Source organism: Sphingobium psychrophilum, from assembly GCF_012927105.1.
Taxonomy (GTDB): domain Bacteria; phylum Pseudomonadota; class Alphaproteobacteria; order Sphingomonadales; family Sphingomonadaceae; genus Sphingobium; species Sphingobium psychrophilum.
In genome coordinates this window covers 47,006-65,393 of sequence record NZ_JABBFV010000004.1, presented here as the reverse complement: position 1 = coordinate 65,393, position 18,388 = coordinate 47,006, and the positions used below count along the sequence as shown (strand labels likewise).

At 65.1% G+C, this 18,388-nt stretch carries 15 protein-coding genes; 7 read left to right on the top strand and 8 right to left on the bottom strand.

The features are described from left to right. Window positions 1–64: 64 nt before the first annotated feature. The 5 genes from HHL08_RS06870 to HHL08_RS06850 all read left to right on the top strand — a co-directional run bounded on the left by HHL08_RS06870 (window position 65) and on the right by HHL08_RS06850 (window position 9,077). Complete coding sequence (locus HHL08_RS06870; protein WP_169571784.1) at window positions 65–2,128, top strand: autotransporter assembly complex protein TamA; 2,064 nt, start codon at window positions 65–67, stop codon at window positions 2,126–2,128. Further along, a complete protein-coding gene (locus HHL08_RS06865; protein WP_169571782.1) occupies window positions 2,128–6,315 on the top strand; it encodes a translocation/assembly module TamB domain-containing protein in 4,188 nt (1,395 codons plus the stop codon). The genes HHL08_RS06870 and HHL08_RS06865 overlap by 1 nt, the downstream gene beginning before the upstream one ends. A 1-nt stretch (window position 6,316) precedes the next feature. Beyond that, window positions 6,317–7,711 (top strand): L-serine ammonia-lyase, encoded by a 1,395-nt coding sequence (locus tag HHL08_RS06860; protein ID WP_169571780.1) that lies wholly within the window; start codon window positions 6,317–6,319, stop codon window positions 7,709–7,711. A gap of 181 nt (window positions 7,712–7,892) precedes the next feature. Then, entirely contained in the window at window positions 7,893–8,546 is a 654-nt protein-coding gene (locus HHL08_RS06855; RefSeq protein ID WP_169571778.1) for an outer membrane protein, read from the top strand. A 111-nt stretch (window positions 8,547–8,657) separates the two neighbouring features. Beyond that, window positions 8,658–9,077 carry an acyl-CoA thioesterase gene (locus HHL08_RS06850; protein WP_169571776.1) on the top strand — a complete coding sequence of 140 codons (420 nt, stop codon included), beginning with the start codon at window positions 8,658–8,660 and terminating at the stop codon, window positions 9,075–9,077. Window positions 9,078–9,576: 499 nt separating this feature from the next. On the opposite strand, the gene pyrF is transcribed toward HHL08_RS06850, so the two are convergent. The 7 genes from pyrF to HHL08_RS06815 are packed head-to-tail and all read right to left on the bottom strand — an operon-like array spanning window position 9,577 to window position 15,776. Then, window positions 9,577–10,251, bottom strand: coding sequence for an orotidine-5'-phosphate decarboxylase (pyrF, locus tag HHL08_RS06845; protein ID WP_169571774.1), 675 nt, complete (start codon window positions 10,249–10,251; stop codon window positions 9,577–9,579). Then, window positions 10,248–10,607, bottom strand: a complete 360-nt coding sequence (locus HHL08_RS06840; RefSeq protein WP_169571772.1) for a lipopolysaccharide assembly protein LapA domain-containing protein — start codon at window positions 10,605–10,607, stop codon at window positions 10,248–10,250. Before HHL08_RS06840 ends, pyrF begins: the two co-directional genes overlap by 4 nt. Before the next feature lie 35 nt (window positions 10,608–10,642). Beyond that, on the bottom strand, window positions 10,643–11,533 hold the full coding sequence (locus HHL08_RS06835) for an aldose 1-epimerase (protein ID WP_328804589.1): 891 nt from the start codon (window positions 11,531–11,533) through the stop codon (window positions 10,643–10,645). An 11-nt stretch (window positions 11,534–11,544) separates the two neighbouring features. After that, window positions 11,545–12,957, bottom strand: a complete 1,413-nt coding sequence (locus HHL08_RS06830; protein ID WP_169571770.1) for a sugar porter family MFS transporter — start codon at window positions 12,955–12,957, stop codon at window positions 11,545–11,547. 38 nt (window positions 12,958–12,995) lie between these two features. Beyond that, entirely contained in the window at window positions 12,996–13,871 is an 876-nt protein-coding gene (locus HHL08_RS06825) for an SMP-30/gluconolactonase/LRE family protein (RefSeq protein WP_169571768.1), read from the bottom strand. Between the two features lies 1 nt (window position 13,872). Beyond that, entirely contained in the window at window positions 13,873–14,628 is a 756-nt protein-coding gene (locus HHL08_RS06820) for an SDR family NAD(P)-dependent oxidoreductase (RefSeq protein ID WP_169571766.1), read from the bottom strand. Then, complete coding sequence (locus HHL08_RS06815; protein WP_206377760.1) at window positions 14,625–15,776, bottom strand: fumarylacetoacetate hydrolase family protein; 1,152 nt, start codon at window positions 15,774–15,776, stop codon at window positions 14,625–14,627. The genes HHL08_RS06820 and HHL08_RS06815 overlap by 4 nt, the downstream gene beginning before the upstream one ends. A 150-nt stretch (window positions 15,777–15,926) precedes the next feature. Between HHL08_RS06815 and HHL08_RS06810 the strand changes: the two genes are divergently transcribed. After that, window positions 15,927–16,139: a hypothetical protein gene (locus tag HHL08_RS06810; protein ID WP_169571764.1), complete on the top strand. Its 213-nt coding sequence runs from the start codon at window positions 15,927–15,929 to the stop codon at window positions 16,137–16,139. A gap of 147 nt (window positions 16,140–16,286) precedes the next feature. Here HHL08_RS06810 and HHL08_RS06805 read toward each other — a convergent pair whose 3' ends face one another. Beyond that, window positions 16,287–16,703 (bottom strand): EF-hand domain-containing protein, encoded by a 417-nt coding sequence (locus HHL08_RS06805; protein ID WP_169571762.1) that lies wholly within the window; start codon window positions 16,701–16,703, stop codon window positions 16,287–16,289. A 275-nt stretch (window positions 16,704–16,978) separates the two neighbouring features. Between HHL08_RS06805 and purB the strand changes: the two genes are divergently transcribed. Beyond that, a complete protein-coding gene (gene purB / locus HHL08_RS06800; protein ID WP_169571760.1) occupies window positions 16,979–18,295 on the top strand; it encodes an adenylosuccinate lyase in 1,317 nt (438 codons plus the stop codon). The last annotated feature ends 93 nt before the right edge of the window (window positions 18,296–18,388 follow it).

The window sequence follows — 18,388 nt, the reverse complement described above, 5'->3', positions numbered from 1 at the left end:
ATTGGCTGCGTTGGCTTCCTTCTGGGGCTGGCGTTCGCGCCCGCACTTGGTCTAGACCGGCGCCATGACCGATGGTTTGCGGATACGACGCCGCTCTTCAGGCCGCCCGCATGCCGCCCGGCTCCTTCTCGCGCCGCTGCTTCTGGCAGCGCCCGTCGCCGTGCGTGCGCAGCAGGAACCAGCGGCGGTCGCGCCGGAACAGACGCTCGATGCGATGCCCGACATCGGCGTCGACTGGCCCGACATGGGCAAGCCCGATACGATCGCGCCGCTGCCGCAAGACCCTGTCGATACTGCCGCGCAGCCCGGCGACCCGCCGGACCCAACCACGTCCGATGCCCAGGCGGTCGCCGATACCGCCCCCGCCGCCGCGGACGACGCCGTAACCTTCGCCGATGCGGGCGAAGAGCGGCGCTATACCGTACTGCTGAGCGGTATCGATGCGATCGCCGACGCGCAGTTCACCTTGCGTTTCGACGAACTCTCGGTGCTGCGTCTGGGGCAGGGCAGGTCCGCCAACCTCGCCCAGATCAACCGGCGCATGAAGGAAGATGGCGAACTGCTCGACCGGCTGCTGCGCGCGAAGGGCTATTATGCCGCGCGCATCCGTAGCGCCGTCGCCGCGCCACCGCCGGGCAGCGACCGGCTCGCCGTCACCTTCGACATCACACCCGGCACCCAATATCTGCTGGAATCGGTGGACGTCACCGGCCTGGCCGAAACCGCCGGGCAGGAAGCGCGGCTGCGCGCCGCCTTTCCGCCCAAGGTCGGCGATCCGGTCGATGCGGACGTCATCCTGGCCGGGCGCGACGCGCTGGCGATCAAATTGTCCGAAAGCGGATTTCCTTTCGCCACGGTGGATGAACCCGAAGTGCGGATCGACCATGAGGAGCGCAAGGGTGACCTGGACATCATCGTCGCGCCGGGCGGTTTCCGCCGGTTCGGCGCGATCCGTATGGATGACGAACGCCTGTTCGATGCCCATCATGCGCAAGAAATCGCCCGCTTCGATCCGGGCGATTTTTATAACGCGTCCGATGTGGAGGATCTGCGCCGCGCCATCGTCGCCACCGGCCTCGTCTCGTCGGTCAGCCTGAAGCCGGTCGAGGCGGGCGATGGCGAGCATGTCGACCTGGACGTCGATGTTCGCCCCGCGCCCCTGCGCACGATCGCGGGCGAACTGGGCTATGGCACGGGGGAGGGGTATCGCGCCGAAATCAGCTGGCAGCATCGCAACCTCTTCCCGCCCGAAGGCGCGTTGACGCTGCGTGGCGTTCTCGGCACGCAGGAGCAGACGGCGTCCGCCACCTATCGCCGCAATAATTTCCACCGGCGCGACAATGTGCTGACCGGGCTGCTGTCGGTCAGCAACATCCGGCGCGACGCCTATGATGCGCGCACCATCACCGTTGCAGGCGGGCTGGAGCGGACAACCAACATATTGTTCCAGAAGGACTGGGTGTGGCGGGTCGGCGCCGAACTGGTGGCGTCGGATGAAGCGGACGCCTTTTCGGGCGGTGCGCGGCGCACCTTCCTGATCGGGGCGATCCCCTTGAGCCTGACCTATGACGGCAGCGACGACCTGCTCAACCCCAGCAAGGGGTTCCGCCTGGGTGGCCGGATCAGCCCCGAATTGTCGTTCCAGAACACCACCTTCGGCTATGCCAAGGTGCAATTGGACGGCAGCGTCTACCAGCCGGTGGGCCAAAAGCTGGTCATGGCCGCGCGGGCGCGTTTCGGCACCATCCTGGGATCGACCGTCGATCAGATCGCGCCGTCGCGGCGTTTTTATGCCGGTGGCGGCGCGTCGGTGCGCGGCTACGGCTATCAGGCGATCGGGCCGCGCTTTGGCGACGATGATAATCCGGTCGGCGGCAAGAGCCTGGCCGAATTTTCGCTGGAGGCGCGGGTGCGCTTTGGCAATTTCGGCGTCGTGCCCTTTGTCGATGCCGGCAATATTTCCACCACCTTCCTGCCGCGCTTCCGCGACCTGCGCATCGGCGCGGGCATGGGCGTGCGCTATTACAGCAGTTTCGGCCCGATCCGCGTCGATGTCGGCACCCCGCTCAACCCGCAGTCGGGCGATCCCAAGATCGCCGTCTATGTCTCGCTGGGTCAGGCCTTCTGATGGCCGACGACGCCCCCGCCGACCCGGTCGTCCAGCCGCCGCGCCCGCGCCGCGCCTGGGACGGGCGCTGGCAACGCTGGCTGGCAGGGCTGCTGGCGGCGCTGGTCGTGATCGTGGCGGGCGCGCTGCTGTGGCTCGACACTGGCGGCGGGCATCGCTTCCTGGCCACGCGGATCGCGGGAATCAAATCCTCGTCGGGCCTGCGCATCCAGGTCGGCGGGATAGAGGGCAGCATCTATCGCAAGGCGGTGCTGCGCGACCTCATCCTGTCCGATCCGAAGGGCAAGTTTCTGGAGGCGCCGCGGGTCGAGCTGGACTGGTGGCCCTTCGCCTGGCTGTCCAACCGGTTGGACATCGACCGGCTGGTGATCCCGCGCGCGACCTTGCACAAGCTGCCCAAGCTGAACCCGACCCAGCGTCGCGGGCCGATCCTGCCCGGTTTCGACATAAGGCTGATGGAATTTTCGGTCGGCCGACTGGCAATCGCGCCATCCGTCACCGGCCGCGCGCAGGTCGCGACCATGGCGGGCGACGCCGATATCCGCGGCGGCCGCGCGATCATCGATCTGACGGCGCGCACGCTCGATGGCAGCGACGCCCTGACCATCGCGCTCGACAGTCGCCCGGATGAGGATCGCTTCAAACTCGATGTAACGGTCAATGCGCCCAAATCGGGCCTATTGGCCGCCATGGCCGGGTTGAAGCAGGACGCCAATCTGCGCATCGGCGGCAGGGGCAGTTGGAGCCAGTGGGACGGTCGCCTGTCCGCCACGCTGGACGGCGCGCCTGTCGTTGATGCCGTGCTCGCCGCCCGCAGCGGCGCCTATTCGGCGCGCGGCACGGTGGAGGCGAATGCGATCGCCGGCAACGGCCTGTTCCGCCGCGTCGCTGCGCCGCGCCTGTCGGTGCGGGCCAGCGGGACGATGATAGACCGGGTGATCGACGGCCGTCTCTCGCTTCGCTCGGCCGCAGTCGATCTGGCCGCTGACGGCGCGATCGACCTGCGCAACAATGCGCTCGACAATATGCGGATCGACGTCAATCTGACCCAGCCGCAAGCGCTGCTCAAGGATGTGCGGAGCCGGGACGTCGCGGCCAAAATCCGGCTGGACGGCGCTTTTGCAGCGCTGGGCTATGAATATCTGCTCACCGCGCGCCAGTTAACCATCGACCGGGCGATCATCAACGACCTGCGGGCGGAGGGCAAGGCGCGCGCCACGCGCAACGGTCCAACAGTCATCCCACTGCGCCTGCGCGCGCGCAGCGTGGATGGGCAGGGTGATCTGGTCGCGGGCATATTACGCAATTTCCAGCTTGATGGCGTGTTCCAGGTCAAGGGGCAGCAGATCGTCAGCAATCCCATGCAGCTGCGATCGGACAAGCTGCGCGGCAAGCTGGTGGTGATCGCCGACCTGAAGACCGGCCGCTATGATGCCGGGCTGGACGGCCAGATCGCCAATCTCTTCATCCCCAACTTCGGCATCGTGGACCTGACGTCCAAGCTGCGCGCCATGCCGCGCGCCGATGGCGGCTTTGGCCTGTCCGGAAACGTGCTGGCGCGGGTGCGGCGGTTGGACAATGAATTTCTGCGGACATTGGGCGGTGGGCTGCCGACCGTGCGCAGCGGGCTGGACCTGCTGCCCAACGGCGATCTGGGGCTACGCGACCTGCGACTGGAATCGCCGTTGCTGACACTGACGGGGCAGGGCGTGCGCTATCGCGACCAGTCGCTGCATCTGGAGGGCGTTGGCCGCCACGGCCGTTATGGGCCGGTGGTTCTGACGCTGGACGGCTTGATCGACAAGCCGACCATCGACGTCATACTGGCCCGGCCTATGGACGCCCTGGGCCTGCGCGATGTACACGCCAAGCTGATTCCCGACGCCAATGGCTACAGCTATACCGCCACCGGCGGATCGACGCTCGGCCCCTTCACCGGCCGGGGCGTCATCCTGTTGCCGCTGGGCGGGCAGGCGGTGGTGCGGGTCGCCAACCTCGCCGTGTCGGGCGTCACCGCCAGCGGCGACATCCGCCCCATTGGCGGCGGGCTGGACGGCCAGCTAAGCGTGTTGGGACCGGTCACCGGCTATATCAATTTCAAGCCGGTGGGCGAAAATCAGCAGGTGCAGCTCAAACTGACCGCCAGCGACGCCAGCTTCGAAGGGCCGACCATCATAGAGGTGCGGCGCGGCACGCTGGACGGCACCATCCTGCTCGATCCGACCGGCACTACCGTCACCGCGACGGCACAGGCGCGCGGCTTGCGCGTCGGCGGCGTGCTGCTCGGCCGGTTCGCCGCCAATGCCGACCTGGTCGATGGCAAGGGCAAGATACGTGGCAGCCTGTCGGGCCAGCGCGGCCGCCTGTTCGATTTGCAGGGGGAGGCGGACGTCCAGCCCGATCGCATCCGTCTGACCGCCGGCGGCACGATCGACAAGCGCCCGATCCGCCTGACCCGGCCTGCCGTGCTGACGCGGGCGGAGGATGGCTGGCGCCTGTCGCCCGCGACCATCGCCTATGCCGGCGGATCGCTGCAACTAGCGGGCGAACTGGGCGGCGCAGCGACCCATATCGAGGCGCGGATGCAGAAGCTGCCGCTGTCCCTGCTCGACATCGCCTATGACAATCTGGGACTGGGCGGCATGGCGACCGGGTCGCTCAGCTACGCCCAGCCGCGCGGCGGCTTGCCCAGCGGCAAGGCGGAACTGCGCATCCGTGGCCTGTCTCGCTCCGGCCTCTCGCTCAGTTCCCGCCCGGTCGATGTCGGCGTCAACGCCGTGCTGACCGGCGAACGGCTTGCCACCCGCATGGTCTTCGTCGCCGACGGCAAGACGATCGGCCAGGCGCAGGCGCTGCTCAACCCGCTGGGAACCGAAGGCGGTCTGGTTGCGCGCCTCAACCGTGCGCCCTTCTTCGCCCAGCTGCGCTTCAACGGCACCGCGGACACGCTCTGGCGGCTGACCGGGGTGGAGATCGTCGACATCGCGGGCATGGTCGGCGTGTCGGCCGATATGCGCGGCACAGTGGGGGAGCCAGTCATCACCGGCACCTTCGCGACGGACAATGCCGCGATCAACAGCCCGGTCACCGGCATGCAGTTGAAAGGCGTCAAGGCGCGCGGTCGCTTCTCCGGCGCGCAACTGGTCATCTCCAGCTTCGCCGCCACCGCGCAAAATGGCGGCACCGTCAATGGCACCGGCCGCTTCACCTTCAATGGCATCGCCGGCGTGGGCATGGACCTGGCGTTACAAGCCGACAATGCCGCACTGCTGGAGCGTGACGACATCGCCGCGACCGTGACTGGTCCCATCACCTTGCGATCGGACGGCGTGGGCGGCACAATCGGCGGCGACGTGGTGCTCAACAAAAGCCGCTTCACCATGGGCCGCGCCGCCGCCGTGGCGCAAATCCCCGAACTCAAGGTGGTAGAGGTCAACCGCCGCGGTGACGAGATCGAACGGCCGCGCACCAACGTCCCCTGGGCGCTGGCGATCAAGGCGCGGGCGCGCAATCGCCTGACCGTCACCGGCCTTGGCCTGGACAGCGAATGGCGCGCGGACCTCGACCTTGGCGGCACCGTCACCAATCCGACCATCGCTGGCCGGGCGCAACTGGTGCGCGGCGGCTATGAATTTGCCGGCCGTCGCTTCGAACTGCGCGAAGGCAATATCCAGTTCGACGGCCGGAGTCCTGTCAACCCGACGCTCGACATCAGCGCCGAAGCGGACGTCAGCGACCTGAGCGCCACCATCCATGTCGGCGGCACCGGCCTCAAACCCGACATCACCTTCACCAGCGTTCCCGCGCTGCCGCAGGACGAATTGCTGTCGCGCATCCTGTTCGGCACGTCGATCACCAACCTCTCCGCACCCGAAGCGCTGCAACTCGCCTCCGCCGTCGGATCGCTCCAGGGCAATGGCGGCCTCGATCCCATCAACGCGGTGCGCAAGGCGGCGGGCCTTGATCGCCTCCGCATCATCGCGGCCGATCCGACCCAGGGGCAGGGCACATCGATCGCGGCGGGCAAATATCTGACGCGCAAGACCTATGTCGAACTGATCACCGACGGGCAGGGCTATAGCGCCACCCGGATCGAATATCAGGTGACGCGCTGGCTCTCGCTGCTCGGCGCCATTTCCACGCTGGGTCGCGAAAGCGCCAACGTGCGGGTTTCCAAGGATTATTGATGTGACCAAGAGCCGGATCGATGTCGCCGCCGCGATCAGCGTGACGGACCTGTTCACCATCGGCATCGGCCCGTCCAGTTCCCACACGGTCGGCCCGATGCGCGCCGCGCTGATGTTCATGGACTCGCTGCCCGCCCAGCCGCAGCGGGTGCAGTGCGAATTATTCGGTTCGCTGGCGCTGACCGGCCGGGGCCATGCGACCGACAGCGCCATCCTGCTGGGCCTGTCGGGCTATCGCCCCGAAGGCGTCGATCCCGACGCCATTCCCGCGATCCTCGCCGCCATTCGCACCGACGGCCGCATCCGCGCGGGCAGCGCCGTCGATCGCTGGCTGCCGTTCGAGGAAGCCCGCGACCTCATCTTCCGCATGGGCGAATTTCTGGAAGCGCACAGTAATGGGATGCGCTTCACCGCCTGGATCGACGGGCGCGAAGACCCGCTGGTGCGCGACTATTATTCGATCGGCGGCGGCGCAGTGTTGCCTGGCGCAACGCTCACTAATGATGCTGCGCCGCTCGGCCACAATGTCGTCCAGCCCTATCCCTTCTCCTCCGGCGCGGAAATGCTGGCGCAGGGCGAAGCGACCGGCTTGTCGATCGCGACGCTGGTGCTGCGCAACGAAGGGGCCTGGCGGACACAGACGGAAACCGACGCCTTCCTCGACAGCGTGATCGACGCCATGACCGCCTCGATCGACCGCGGTCTGGAGCAGGAAGGGTTGCTGCCCGGCGGCCTTAAAGTCCGCCGCCGCGCCCGCGCCATTCACCAGCGGCTGCGGCTGCAACAGGATGCGCTGGGTCCGGCGCAGATATTCGAATGGGTCAGCCTGTTCGCGCTGGCGGTGAATGAGGAAAATGCAGCGGGCGGCCGGGTCGTCACCGCGCCCACCAACGGCGCGGCGGGCGTGATCCCGGCGGTGCTGCACTATTATCGCCGCTTCGTGCCCGGCGCGGCTCGCGACGGCGAGCGCCGCTTCCTGCTGACCGCCGCGGCGATGGGCTTTCTCTACAAGAAGCGCGCCTCCATCTCCGCCGCCGAAATGGGCTGCCAGGGGGAGGTCGGCGTCGCCTGTTCCATGGCCGCAGCGGGCTTGGCCGCCGTGCTGGGCGGCACCAACGGCCAGATCGAAAACGCCGCCGAAATCGGCATGGAACATAATCTCGGCCTCACCTGCGATCCGATCGGTGGCCTCGTCCAGATCCCGTGCATCGAACGCAACACCATGGGCGCGGTCAAGGCGATCAACGCTGCCTATCTCGCGCTCCAGGGCGATGGCCGCCACATCGTCAGCCTGGACGCGGTGATCGAAACCATGCGTCAGACCGGTGAGGACATGGCAAGCCGCTACAAGGAAACCTCGCTCGGCGGTTTGGCCGTCAACGTGGTGGAATGTTGAAAATCGTTCCGGCATTTTATCGCCCGATCCGCACGATTGCGCGGTGAACGGAGGCAATTTCGTGACATTAAGGTCACATAATCAATTGTTTATCTCCCGTTCATGAAACTAACCGGGCCGCTCCGGCTTGTGCGTCTCACCCCCTGAGAGAGGGGAAAGAATGACACACGGAGTATCTGTTATGCGTAAGTTGATGGTCGCAACCCTTCTGGCCGGCGCCACTGTCGCCACCCCCGTTTTCGCGCAGGATGTCGGCTCGACCTTCACCGGCCCGCGCGTCGAAGCAATCCTGGGCTATGACCGCACCGGGGCCGGCAGCGACGTGGACAATGACAATGGCAATGACGACCAGAACATCGACGGCCTGCTGTACGGCGTCGGCGCGGGCTATGACATCAATCTGGGCAGCGCGGTCGTAGGCGTGGAGGGCGAATATACCGACTCCACCGCCAAGAGCAGCCGCCGCGACTTTTCCGACCAGTTTGGTTTCGGTCGCGTCAAGCAGGGCCGTGACCTCTATATCGGCGCGCGCGCCGGTATCCTCGCCAATCCGGCCACGCTGATCTATGTGAAGGGCGGCTATACCAACACCAAGATGGAAGTGCTGGCGGGCGATACCAACCAGGAAACCGATACCGCGTTCAAGCTGGATGGCTGGCGCATCGGTGCGGGCGTGGAGCGTGCGATCAACGCCAACACCTTCGCGAAGATCGAATATCGCTATTCGAAATATCAGGACGCGCATATAGACTTCGCCAACGGCGCGACCAGCGAAGAATTTGGCATCGACACCGATCGCCATCAGGTGGTCGGCAGCGTCGGCTGGCGTTTCTGATCGCCGGTATTGGTTGAAACAGGAGGGGCCGGTCGCAAGATCGGCCCCTTTTTCGCGGGACAGGACGTTGCCCTCTATCAGCCAGCCTGTAGGGCTGCTATTGACATCCATGTGAGTAACGCGATTCCCCACTATGTTCCGATCGGCATCGATCCGGCCGACATTGACTTCATGGGTCATGTCAACAATGCCAGCTACCTGAAATGGGTGCAGGAGGCGGTGCTGGACCATTGGCGCGCGTTGGCCCCGGCCGAAGCGGTCGCCCAGCATCTCTGGGTCGCGCTGAAACATGAAATCACCTATCGCAAGCCCACCTTTCTGGACGACGACGTGATCGCGACCGTGTTGCTGGAAAAGGTGCAGGGCGCCCGCGCTTTCTACGAAACCATCATCAAGCGCGGCGAGGAAGTCCTGGCCGAGGTCAAGTCCAGCTGGTGCTGCATCGACGCCAGCAGCCTGCGCCCGGCCCGCCTGACGCGCGAGGTGATTCAGCATTTCTTTGTCGGGGATGAGGGCGAAGCGGGGCGGTAGGTTACCGGCTGTAGAGCTGGCGCTAGATGATAGTGAAGAATTCATTTTTTCTTTGAGTAAATGGTTAAAGATGGGACCGCTTTCAGCCTAGCTATCAGGCAGGATCTCGCAGCGTCATTGGTCGCTTGTTCAAAGCGGAAGCCTATATAGCTGAACTGCGGCGGTCGCGGTATGTCGTGGTAGATGAAAACGCTTATGCTCGCCTTGCAAATTTCTGAGGCAGCTTTTGTTTCATTCTCGGTGTCCACGGGCAGCCAGTAAGTGCCCGTCTCTGGCATGTCCCAGTCGACTGTGTAGCCTTTAGGCCCAATGATCCTGTGTTCCGAAGCCCTATCTTGCGACGAGGATGTGACGCACCCCTCCAGCAGGGCCGGCAACACGGCAAAAATAAGATAAATGGTTGAACGCACCCGAGCAACTCCAAAGGTATGCGTCTACGTAGCCTGTTGCGGAACGCCTGCAATTCATGACGCTCCCAGCGTAATGGTTGCTCTCCAACCTACAGCGTCGCCTCAATCTCCCGCGCCGCCATATCCGGGTTCTCCGCCAGGCTGATCGGCCGTCCCACCACCAGGATGGACGCGCCCCGGTCCAGCGCCTCGCGCGGGGTCACGGCGCGCTTCTGGTCGCCCAGCGCTCCGCCCGCAGGCCGCACGCCCGGCACGACGAAGAATCCGTCGGACCAATGTTTCTTGACCGCGGCGACTTCCTCGCCCGAACAGACGATGCCGTCCAGCCCCGCGCTCTGCGCCAGGTCGGCGAGGCGGCGGACCTGATCCTCCGCCTTGCCCCCCACACCGATATCCAGCAAGTCTGCATCGTCTAGGCTGGTCAGCATGGTCACGGCCACGACCTTGGTCTTCACCCCCGCCGCGGCCTTGGCGTCCTCCAGCATCGCCCGGCCGCCCGCGGCATGGACGGTCAGGATCGCGGGCTCCAGTACATGCAGCGCCTGCACCGCCTTGGCCACCGTATTGGGAATGTCGTGCAATTTCAGGTCGAGGAAGATCGGCAGGCCAAACTTCATCATTTCATGCACGCCATGATGGCCATGGGCGCAGAAAAATTCCAGCCCCAGCTTCAGCCCGCCGACATGATGCTTCACCTGGCCGGCCAGCGTCTGCGCCTTGGTCAGGTCGGGCGTGTCGATGGCGACATAGATGGGGCTGCTCATGCTGGTCCTGTTGGGCTTGGGGTGGTGGGGGCGAGCGGATCGGGCAGGCTGCCCATCACGGGCGCGTCCGACACGACGATGGGGGGCGGGGGTGGCGGCGCGGCGGCGGCGGTGGCGACCACCAGCGCCTTTTGCGTGCTGTCGAGCCGGCGCTTCAATCGCCAGCGTGTCGCCCGCGCCATGATCCAGAAAGGCAGCGCGCCTAGCAGGAACGCGCCGATCAGCAATACGGGCAGCTTGGTTTCCATCACCATGTCGCCCCACAGGCGCACGGTCACGGGCACGTAGTTCGCCATGCAGAAGAATGCGAGTCCCACCGCGATAACGACCCAGAAGGCTGTCCGCAAAAATTGCATAGGCTTAAACCCTTCGCTGCTGCTTTGGCGGTAGCTTAGGCGATCCCGGCGGATTTCGAAAGCGTCTGGTCGATTTTGTCGATGGCGATCGTCATGGTCAGATGCGCGGTGTCGCCGGGGGCCAAGGACGCCATACCGCCGCGGTTGATCGCGTCGGGCATATGGCTCACGGGCTCCAGGCAGAAATCGCCACTGGAGGGTGGGCGATAGACATGCAGGATGTCGGCCCCGGTCGCCCGCAGCGTCAGGCGCAGGCCGTCGCCACGCCGGATCGTCGCGCTGCCGGTCCAGCCGGTATAGGCATTGTCGACCAGCGTATCGCCGCCCACAATGGCGGGCCGCGACCAGTCGCCCAGCGCATCGGCAGGCGCTTTCCGGTCGGGCAGCATGTCGGGGGTGGAGAGCCACAGGCCGTCCGCGTCGAACTGGATCGTCGTCGCGGCGTCGGCCAGGAAATAGGGGTGAAAACCCAGGCCAGCGGGCATCGGGGTATCGCCGACATTGGTGATGGACAGCGACATGGACAGTTCGAACGGTGTCAACGCGACCTGCTGCTGTGCCCGATAGGGCCAGGGCCATCCGGCATCGCCGCCATGGTCGTGGACCAGTGTCGCCGCCGTTTCAGCTGTCTCGCTCGCTGTCCACGCCGTCTGCCAGCCAAAGCCATGGATGCTATGCGGATGGTCGCCGAAATTGAGCGGCAGTTGATAGCTTTGCCCGTCGAAGCTGAAACGCCCGTCCGCAATGCGATTGGCATAGGGGACCAGCGGGAAGCTGGCCATGGCGAGCGGATCGCCGGTCCCGTCCGGCGCGCGGCGCAGCAGGTCCACGCCATCGCAGGACAGATGCAGCAGCGATCCGCCGATAGCGGGCGAGAGGGCCGCTTCCAGCCCTCCCGCCCGCAAGGTGATGACGTCCTTACCCACGAGTCCTGCCTTCAGCCTTCCATATCCTCAAGCTCGCGTCCCTTCGTTTCATGCACCATCTTGCGCACGAAGAAGAAGCTGATCGCCGCAAACAGCGCATAGCCGGTATAGGTCACGACCAACCCCGGCGACACGGCAAGCGCCGGGAAGCTGACCGAGATAGCGGCGTTGGCGATCCACTGGGCGAAACCGGCAACTGCCAGGCCCGACCCGCGGATCTGGTTGGGGAACATTTCGCCTAGCATCACCCACATGATCGGACCCCAGCTGAGGTTGAAGAAGATCACATACAGGTTCGCCGCGATCAGCGCCATCAGGCCGTTATGGCCGGGCAGGGACACCGCGCCATCCGCGCCGGTAACGGCGGTGGAGAAGGCATAGGCGACGATCGCCAACGTCACCGCCATGCCCGCCGAACCGACCAGCAGCAGCGGCTTGCGCCCGATCCTGTCGACCAGCATGATCGTGCCCAGGCATGCGCCGATCGACAGCACGCCCGACAAGATGTTGATCTGCAAGGCATTATCTTCGGAAAAGCCGACCGCTTCCCACAGCGTCGCGCCATAATAGAAGACGACGTTGATGCCCACCAGCTGCTGAAAGACGGCCAGGCCGATGCCGGTCCACACGATCGGGCGGATCTTGCCGGTGGTCTTGCTGATCAGGTCCGACAATTTGGGCCGATGATGGTCGGCGGACAGGCTGGCGCGGATCTCGCTGACCTTGCGCGCGGCCTCCAACGGGCCGAACAGCCGGGTCAGCACCGCCAGCGCATCGGCGTCGCGACCACGGGCGACCAGGTAGCGCGGGCTTTCGGGAATGAAGAGCAGCGCGACGAAATAGATGGCGGCCGGAATCGCCTGCAACCAGAACATCCAGCGCCAGGCAGGATAGTCGAGCCACAGCGGCGCGGTGGAGCCGCCGGCATAGCGCGCCAGCACGAAATTGGCGATGAACGCGCCGGTCAGGCCGGAAATGATCATCACCTGCTGCACGCTGGACAGGCGCCCGCGCACATTGGCGGGGGTGACTTCGGAGATATAGACCGGCGAAATGACGCTGGCCGCGCCCACGCCCAGGCCGCCGATGATGCGCGCGAAGATGAATATGGCGGAGGAGCCGGCCGCGCCCGCCAGCAGCGCGCTGCCCAGGAACAGGATCGCGGACAGCATCATGACGCCGCGCCGGCCGATGATGTCGGCCATGCGCCCGGCACCGAACGCGCCGATCGACGACCCGATCAGGATCGCGCCGACATTGACGCCGATGCCCAGCTTGCCCAGGTCAAAGGCCGCTTCCAGCCCCTTTTGCGTGCCGTTGATGACGCCGCTATCATAGCCGAACATGAAACCGCCGATCGTCGCCACCGCGACGATCGCGGCGATAAAGGCCATGTTGACCTTTTCCGCGCTCCCCTCATTCATCCTTACGCATCCTTCCAGTTTTTATATCGTTGCGACTTCTATATCGTTGCGACATGGCCAGGCAGCGCGGACACGCCGGGGTCGAAAGCGAACAGATCGCCCGCCAGGGGCTGCTGTGTCAACGCTGTCATGTCCAGCCCCTTGCGCGCGGTCGTCGCATAGGCGGTGGACAGGCCATCGCCGCCAAAGGCGATCTTGGTGATGTTGGCGACAGGGAAGCGAATTTCGCGCATCAGCATGCCCGCCGGGTCGTAGCGGCGCACCGCCCAGCCGCCGAACAGGCCGGTCCACAGGCAGCCTTCAGCATCGACCGTGGGGCCATCGGGATAGCCTGCATCGTCCTCGATCCTGGCGAACAGGGTCGTGTTGCCGACCGTGCCGTCGACATCCAGTTCCGTGCGCCAGATGCGCTTGCCCAGCGTGTCGGTGTGATACAGGATACGGCCGTCGGGCGAGAGCGCGGGGCCATTGGTGATCGACACCGGCGGCAGTCCGCTTTCGACGCAGGCCCCCCGGTGGATGCGGTAGAAATAGCCGCTTGTCGCTTCCTCCGCATCGTCCATCGACCCGAACCAGAGTGCCCCGTCGGGTGCGACGCAGGCGTCATTCTGGCGATTGCCGGGCAGATGCGCTTCGGGTGCGTGAAGCCGTGTGAAACCATTGTCGGCTGGGTCGAACCTGTGCACGCCCGATTGCAGCCCGACCGCGAACAGGCCGTCGTCGGTCGGGACGATCCAGCCCACCTGCTCGGGCGTGATCCAGCTACGCCCGACGCCCAGCGCGGGGTCGAAACGGTGGATGCGATGACCCTTGATGTCCACGAACCACAGTGCGGCGTCGCGCGCGACCCATACCGGCCCTTCGCCCAGCGTGGCACCCACCGACAGGACGCTATGGGGGGCAGCGTCCACCATGTCAGCGCCAGCCGGCATCGATGAAATAGTCATGGCCGGTGCAGTAACGCGCATCGTCCGACGCCAGGAACATGGCCAGCGCGGCGACATCCACCGGCAGGATGCGGCCGTCCAGGCATTGCGCCGCGACGATCTCCGCTTCGCCTTCGGGCGTGTACCATTTTTCCTGGCGTGGGGTCTTCACATTGCCGGGGATGATGGTGTTGACGCGGATGTTGTCGCGCCCCAGGTCGCGCGCCAGGCTGCGCGTCAGCCCTTCGATCGCGGCCTTGGCGGTCTGGTAGAGCGTCAGTTCCGGCAGGGCGAGATGCCAGCTGATCGACCCGAAATTCAGGATCACGCCGCCGCCCGCGCGCTTCATCGCCGGCACTGCCGCCTGCGCCGCGAAGAACAGATGGCGCAGGTTCACCGCCATTCGCTCGTCCCAATAGGCAGGCGTCACCTCTTCGATCGTGTGGCGGTCGTCATTGGCGGCATTGTTGATCAGGATGTCGATCCCGCCAAGCTGCGCCTCGACCTTGCCGATCATCGCCTGCACCGCTTCGATGTCGCGCAGGTCGATGGCGTGGAAGATCGGGGCGAAATCGGCACCGTCGAGGCGGGCGACCAGCGTCTCGCTCTCCGCCACGGCGATGTCGCAAAAGGCGACATGCGCGCCCTGGCCGACGAACGCCTCGACCAGCCCCGCGCCGATGCCGCTGCCGCCGCCGCTGATGAAGACGCGCTTGCCCTTCAAACTGGGATAGATGGCGCTCATGCGGCAGCGTCTTTCAACAGGCCGCGCGCGGCGAGGTTGGTCATCAGCGCGACCAGGCCATAGGTCCAGGGCGCAGCGTCCTTCGACGTGACGACGGTGTTGACCAGCTTGCCCAGGCGCGGGGTGGAGATGGAGACGACATCGCCGACCTTATGGGTAAAGCCACGGCCCGGATCGTCGCGATCCTGCACCGGCGCGAACAGGGTGCCCAGGAATAGGACGAAACCGTCGGGATATTGGTGTTCCGACAGTGTCTGGTGCACCAGTTCCAGCGGATCGCGGCTGATCTGGTTCATGCTGCTCGCGCCTTCAAGTCGATAGCCTTCGGGACCATCGATGGTCAGTTCGACTTCGGCATTGCGCACATCGTCTATCGTGAAGTCGTCGTCGAACAGGCGGATGAGCGGGCCGAGCGAGCAGGAGGCATTATTGTCCTTCGCCTTGCCCAGCAGCAGCGCTGATCGTCCTTCGAAATCGCGCAGATTGACGTCATTGCCCAGGGTTGCGCCGATAGCGCTCCCAGCGGCATTGGCGATCAGCACGATTTCGGGTTCGGGGTTGTTCCAGGTCGAATCGGACCGGATGCCGATCTGCGCGCCCGCGCCCACGGTGGAGAGCACCGGCGCTTTGGTGAAGACCTCCGCATCCGGGCCGATCGCGACCTCCAGATATTGCGACCACAGGCCATCCTCGATCAGCGCGGCCTTGAGCGCGGCGGCTTCGGGCGAACCAGGCACCACGGCGCGGATCGAACCGCCCACACGCTCCTCCAGGCGGCCGCGAATGTCCGCAGCGGCGCTGGCATCGCCGCGCGCCCGTTCCTCGATCACCCGCTCGATCGCGGACAGGGCAAAGGTCACGCCGGCGGCCTTGACGCATTGCAGGTCGACCGGGCTGAGCAGCGGCAGGTCGAGCGTGTCGACCGGGCCGAGTGCGTCGCCGGCATCGGGTGCCAACGGCAGTTTTTCGAGCAGTTGCGCCACGGTCGGCGCGACCCGGCTCATGTCATGGGCGATCCCGTCGCGCACCAATATAGGGCTGGGGCCATCGGCGGTCAGAACGCGGCCGACGAACAGGCCAGTGCGCCAGTCGGCGGGCAGGCAATTGACCAAGGTCATGGCAAGCAAGGAGGAGTCCCCCGGCATCATCAACTCCTAATGGGATGGTTGTAATTGATAGCGCTACCAACATGGATCGGGGGTCGAAGTCAAGAGGGTGCGCGCAAAATGCAAAAGACGACGAAGGGAAGCAGTTCCGGCTTTTCGTGGCCGCCGCTTTGGGGCATAGCCTTGCAGACCATGAGCAAGCCTGAAGACAGCGCGCCGCCCGCCGGCGCACACGCCGCAAATCCCACCGTTCCTGCCGCTGGAAAGGCGAAGGAAAAGGACAAAGCCGATCTCGCCACCGCGGCGATCAAATCGGCTGGAAAGGGCGTATGGGCTGGCGCCGCCGTCGGTATCGGTTCCGCCGCGATCGTCGCCGCGTTGCTCTATACCCGCAAAAAAGGCTGACAGCGCGCCGCTCTGGCGGTGCGCCCATTCACCCTATTCAGACGCCAAAAAAAGAGGCGGCATGGCCTTCGCTCCATGCCGCCTCCGGGTGCGACCCCTCAGGCTCTATGTTCCCCGCCTTCTTGACAAGTTGGGGAATGATAGGGTTTAGCCTGCGCCGCCACTCAGATAGCTGACCAGTTCTGGTTTGCTGATCGTGACGCTCTTATCCTTGTCGGCAGTCGTGAATGCGCCGCTGGCCCAGGCGGAAACCTGTTCGGCGGGCAGGGTCGATCCTGTCGCCTTCATTTCCTGACCCTTGAGCGCCACCATCCAGCGCGAAAATTCCGACTGGTCGAGTTGCCCGTCGCTATTGGCGTCATAGGCGGGAAATTCGCTGTCGACGATCGACGCTACGGTCGTGGCGGCGTTGGCAGGCGCAGCGGGGGTCGCCGCCTGCGGTGCGGCCGGCATTGCCGACTGCGGCACGGCCGGGGTCGTGCCCTGATCAGGTGCCATGCCCTGCTGCGCCATGGCGGGCGCGGCTATGACAAGGGCGGTCGAGAATAAAAACGTGCGGATCATGATAATCTCCTGCCACCTTGGAATGGGCCGGGGCGATCTTTATTCCCGGCTGTCTCGATATGTCGTGGTAATAATGAATGACGACTGGCGAATGTTCCTGAACATCCATTCATGTTCATGGATTCGTCTTGAAAATATACTCGACTCGTCCGGCTTTGCTGTCGGCACCCTGATACGGTCATGCGCATCGTCCCTGTCGCCGTCGCGATTTGCCCCAAAGGGAGGACGCTGCTAGGCGCGCGGCAACATTCCCTCTCCAACCGCAGGATTCGCCCATGGTCCCCCGCTATTCTCGTCCCGCAATGACCGCGCTCTGGGAGCCGGAAGCCCGTTTCAGGATCTGGTTCGAGATTGAGGCGCACGCGACCGAGAAGCTGGGCGAACTGGGCGTCGTCCCGCCATCCGCGGCGAAGGCGCTGTGGGACTGGTGGGCGACCAGTCCCGTCATCGACGTCCCCGCGATCGACGCGATCGAGGCCGTGACCAAGCATGACGTCATCGCCTTCCTGACCTGGGTCGCCGAACAGGTGGGCGACGAAGCCCGCTTCATGCATCAGGGCATGACCAGTTCCGACGTGCTCGACACCTGCCTGGCCGTGCAGCTGGCCCGCGCGTCCGACATTTTGATCGAAGACCTCGACAAGCTGCTGGAGGTCATCAAGCGCCGCGCCTTCGAACATAAGCTGACTCCGACCATCGGCCGCAGCCACGGCATCCATGCCGAACCCGTGACCTTCGGCCTGAAGATGGCCGAAGCCTATGCCGAGTTCAGCCGCTGCAAGGCCCGCCTGATCGCGGCCCGCGCGGAAATCGCGACTTGCGCCATTTCCGGCGCGGTCGGCACTTTCGCCAATATCGACCCGGCGGTCGAGGAGCATGTCGCGGAAAAGCTGGGCCTCGCCATCGAGCCGGTGTCGACCCAGGTCATCCCGCGCGATCGCCATGCGATGTTCTTCTCGACGCTGGGCGTCATCGCTTCGTCCATCGAGCGCCTCGCGGTCGAGGTCCGCCATCTCCAGCGCACCGAAGTCTTGGAAGCCGAGGAATATTTCTCGCCCGGCCAGAAGGGTTCGTCGGCGATGCCGCACAAGCGCAACCCGGTGCTGACGGAAAACCTGACCGGCCTGGCCCGCGTCGTGCGCGCAGCCGTCGTGCCCGCTTTGGAGAATGTCGCGCTGTGGCATGAGCGCGACATCAGCCATTCGTCGGTCGAACGCTTCTTCGGCCCCGACGCCACCATAACGCTGGACTTCGCGCTGGCGCGCCTGACCGGCGTCATCGACAAGCTGCTGATCTATCCCGACCGGATGATGAAGAATCTCGATAAGATGGGCGGTCTCGTCCACTCGCAGCGCGTGCTGCTGGCCCTGACCCAGGCGGGCGTCAGCCGCGAGGACAGCTATCGCTATGTCCAGCGTAACGCGATGAAAGTGTGGGAATCGGACGGGCAACTGTCGCTGCTGGAATTGCTCAAGGCCGACACCGACGTCACCGCCGCGCTGCCGGTTCAGGAGATCGAGGACAAGTTCAACCTCGATTATCATTTCAAGCAGGTCGATACGATCTTCAAGCGCGTGTTCGGGGAAGCGTAATTCAGCCGATAGAAAATACCGTGTTCCCGCGCAGGCGGGAACCCAGTCCTACCTCTGAACTGGGTTCCCGCCTGCGCGGGAACACACCTATTT